A 4262-nucleotide genomic window follows, 5' to 3' on the forward strand; every position below is an offset into this window, starting at 1 on the left:
CCCTGACCTGGTGGAGGAGATGCAAAAGATTCTCTCAGACGCCGTCTTCGCCGACAGTCGGTCAGTCTTCATGCAGGTTCGCGACCTCCAAGGGGCGGTCGTTGCCAGCACCCTTGGTGACGCCTCGTTGAGCGATGCCAGCGACGACTTTGTTATGCAGGGCCGGGCCGAAATCGTGGCTGGCCTGATCGTCAGCGACAGCCACAACAGACTCCTCCACGTCGCTGCCGGGCCTGTCATCCTCGATGGCAACCTTCTCGGTGTAGTGGTGGTGGCTGAGGATACGGCCCCTCTTGTGGACCTGGTTTCCGACTATACCGGGTTAGGTGAAACCGGTGAGACGATACTGGGCCGACGTTCTTCCAATGGCGCCGTGTTTTTGACACCCCTCAGGTTTGATTCAGATTCGGCACTTAGTCGAACTGCGGACGCGATTTCGGCCTCTCCGATGCTGCCAGCCGTGGCGGGGCAGGAGTCGCTGCTCTCCGACGGCGTCGATTACCGAGGCGAACAGGTCTTCGCCGCGACACGTTACGTGGCGGCCGCCGACTGGGGTGTGGTTGTCAAGATCGACGCAGCGGAGGTTTACGCACCGTTGGACGACTACCTGTTGGGAGCGGGCCTGGCACTGCTCGTGGTCGGGGTAGCCGCGGCACTGGGGTCATGGTTGGTGGCACGTCCGATCGCCGAGAGCGTGCGCAACGTTTCGGAAGCCTCAGCGGCGATTGCCGCTGGGGATTGGTCGCGGAGGGTTCCAGCCGGTCGTAATGACGAGTTGGGTGATCTCGCTATAAACTTCAACATCATGACGAGGAAACTGCTCGACTTGACAAGCAGTCTGGAGCAGAAGAACCAGGAGGTCGCAGAGAGAAACAGCCAACTCGAATTGCTTAACAAGAAACTGGGGCAGTCCAACGAGGAGTTGGAGCGTTTCGCGTCGGTGGCAGCCCATGATCTCCAAGAACCGTTACGCAAGATCCTGGCGTTCGGGGACAGATTGGCGACCAACGCATCAGACCGTCTCGACGACAGAGACCAGATGTACATCGAGAGGATGAGAGACGCTGCCGCTAGAATGCGGGTCCTCATAGATGACCTACTCCAGGTGTCGCGAGTCACCAGCCGGGGCCAACCGTACGAGCCGGTCGACCTCGCCGAGGTCCTCTCGAAGGTAGCCGACGATCTGGAGAACCAAATCAACGAGAGCGGCGCCATTCTCGAAGTTGGAGACCTTCCGACAGTCATGGCGGACCCGTCGCAAATGCACCGTCTTTTTCAGAATCTGATCAGCAACGCGATCAAGTTCCGAAAGCCGGATCAGTCACCGGTGATTCGTGTATCGGAGACGCAGAATGCCGTGCCGAGTCATCAGAACGGCGAGGCGACCATAACAGTGCAGGACAACGGGATCGGCTTCGACCAGGAATACGGTGAAAGAATCTTCAGGATATTCGAACGCCTGAACGCACGTTCGGACTACGAAGGTACCGGCATCGGACTCGCCGTCTGCCGAAAGATCGTCAGTCGCCATCACGGCGCGATCAGCGCTCAGGGAACGCCCGGTCATGGAGCAATTTTCACGGTTTCGCTCCCTAGAAACGCAGCCACCAATAGCGGAGAAGCCACATGAACGATCGAAAACGCCCACTCACCATCCTGATGGCCGACGACGATGCCGACGATCGCCAGCTCGCCGAAGAGGCTCTCCGGGAAGCCAGATTCGCCAACGATCTGAAATTCGTTCGCGACGGCCGCGATCTCCTCGACTATCTGACCAGGACCAATGGGTATACCAAGGAGAATGCCCCCAAACCCGGACTCATCTTGCTTGACCTCAACATGCCACGTATGGACGGTCGCGAAGCCCTCACCGCTATCAAAGCCGAACCCGACCTGCAATCCATCCCAGTGGTGGTTCTGACCACGTCGAAAGCCGACGAAGATATCGTCCAGTCATACGAGCTCGGTGCCGCCTCATATATACCTAAGCCGGTGACGTTCATGGGTCTGGTCGACGCCATGAAGATCCTGGGCCGCTACTGGTTTGAGCTTGTAGCTGTACCCGACCAGGACTCTCGATGATCACGCTGTCCGAAGTCACCTCCCTCGTCGAAGTGCTTCTGATCGACGACGATCAGGACGACTATCTCCTCACGGCGGACATGCTCGCATCAACCGACCGAGGCCATTTCACCCTTCATTGGGCCAAGGACTACGACTCGGGTCTGGAACGGATCCTTCGCGACGAACAGGATGTGTATCTCATCGATGTGCGTCTAGCCGGCCGGTCTGGCATCGATCTGATCTCCGAAGCGGTCTCCAAAGGGGGCGTGAAACCTCTAATCGCTTTCACCGGCAGCCGAGACAGCGTGACCGACCAGGCAGCAATGGAAGCTGGAGCCGTCGACTATCTGATAAAGGGCGAGGTCACTCCCGATATCCTGGAACGAACCATCCGCTATGCCCTCGAGCGCCATCAAACGGCGGGTCGCATGGCTGAAAGCGAAGAGCTATTCCGACTGGCTTTCCAAGACGCCCCAATCGGCATGGTTCTGGTATCCCTCGAAGGCGTGTTGTTCAGAGTCAACCCCGCCTTCGCCCAGATGCTCGGATATTCCCCCGACGAGATTGTCGGAAAGACTTTCGAGGAAATCACTGCTCCCAACGATCGAGCCGCCTCCGGCGGGGCTGTGTTACAGCTGGTGCGAGGCGAACTTGCAAGCATTCATCTGAGCAAACGATACCTTCAGAAGGACCGATCGTCGGTCCCAGCTGAGCTGCGGGCCTCCGTCGTTTCAGGGCCGGACGGCCAACCCCGATATCTCGTGGCCCACGTTGTCGACGTGAGCGAGCTTCAAGAGGCGAACAGCCGTCTGCAAGATCTTGTGGCAAGCCAGACAAACCTGATCGCATCGGTCAGTCATGAGCTACGAACGCCGCTTACTTCTCTAATCGGATTCGCTGAGGTGCTCAGCGACGCGAGCCACGATATGACTCCGGACGAGCGGACCGAAGTCCTCCGGGTGATTTCAGACCAAGGAGCTGACCTGTCCGACCTGATAGATGACCTTCTCGTAGCCGCCCGAACCGAAATCGGGGAACTAACAGTCAAGAGTATCAGCGTCGATCTACGAGCACAGGTAGCGCAGGTCATCGGGTCGATGAGCCGCACTGCCCCAAAACCCATCAAAATCAACGGTGGGGCCCGGGCGATGGGCGACCCGCAGCGAGTTCGCCAGATACTGCGAAATCTGGTCTCGAACTCGATCGAATACGGAGGGTCAGAAATCACCATCACGGCCGAACAGACGGCGAACCACGCCACCGTCTCAGTAGCAGACAACGGATCCCCGATCCCTGCCGAACTAACCGAGCGCATCTTCGAGCCCTATGTACGGGCTCAGCACCGTGAAGGGCTGACTCAATCGGTCGGCCTCGGCCTCAGCATCTCAAGGCAGCTTGCGGAGCTCATGAATGGTCGGCTTTCCTACCAGCGCAATAAAGGCTCCAATGTGTTCGAACTCCAATTGCCGCCGGCCCCAGAGCCAAAGTCTTCAGCGTAGAATCGCTCGTGGCGGCACAGGCCGCTGTCGCCAAAGCCTGAGGGCTCTCGACCATCATCTGTTCGTCGGCGAGGCCGGCGTTCCCCTCTCTCGGCCCGCTGGCCCTGCGCCGTCCGACCCGGACCAAACCACGAGCCTTCGCCGGCACCGGTGGACCATGTTTGTTCCGGACTTGTTTGTTCCGGACTGATGTCTGACACTTTGTTGACATAGCACCTGGTCAGGAGCGGTTTGTCATCAGGTCGAAAGGGGTCACTGACACTGGAAGGAAAGAGTACGAAAATTCAAGAGTGGCTCTGGCGGCGCGGTACCGATCATTCCATCGGGTGTTCAACGTAGCCATCACCGCATAAGGTCTGCGCACCATGCGGGTGTCGGGGCGCAGAAACGATGCTCCTGATCGTGAGGAAACCCGACCCGCACGCAACCCGGGTTGGTTGAACAGCGCGTCGAGAAACCGCGGGGCGCGATCCACGGCTCCTCTGAGCCTTACGGCGAGGCGGGCCCCGTCCCGAAGGGGGGACCGCCGGGACGGGGCGTCCAGCCTCCTTCTCTCAACCCTACGCTCGCTGCAGGGAGCGGTTCTGCGACCAGGGATGATCTTCGCAGAACGAGTAGCCACTCCGAACGACGAACGCGGGTCGAACACCTACCAAACTAGCCCCACCCACCGGCCGACTCTATGTCGACACCTATACG

At 59.2% G+C, this 4262-nt stretch carries 3 protein-coding genes; all 3 read left to right on the forward strand.

Going from position 1 to position 4262, the window contains the following annotated elements:
- The first annotated feature begins 19 nt into the window (after positions 1-19).
- The 3 genes from JJE47_18230 to JJE47_18240 are packed head-to-tail and all read left to right on the forward strand — an operon-like array spanning position 20 to position 3563.
- Positions 20-1630: a HAMP domain-containing protein gene (locus JJE47_18230; GenBank protein MBK5269363.1), complete on the forward strand. Its 1611-nt coding sequence runs from the start codon at positions 20-22 to the stop codon at positions 1628-1630.
- Positions 1627-2082 (forward strand): response regulator, encoded by a 456-nt coding sequence (locus tag JJE47_18235; protein ID MBK5269364.1) that lies wholly within the window; start codon positions 1627-1629, stop codon positions 2080-2082. Before JJE47_18230 ends, JJE47_18235 begins: the two co-directional genes overlap by 4 nt.
- Entirely contained in the window at positions 2079-3563 is a 1485-nt protein-coding gene (locus JJE47_18240) for a PAS domain S-box protein (protein ID MBK5269365.1), read from the forward strand. Before JJE47_18235 ends, JJE47_18240 begins: the two co-directional genes overlap by 4 nt.
- The last annotated feature ends 699 nt before the right edge of the window (positions 3564-4262 follow it).

The organism is Acidimicrobiia bacterium, assembly GCA_016650365.1.
Taxonomy (GTDB): Bacteria; Actinomycetota; Acidimicrobiia; order Spongiisociales; family JAENVV01; genus JAENVV01.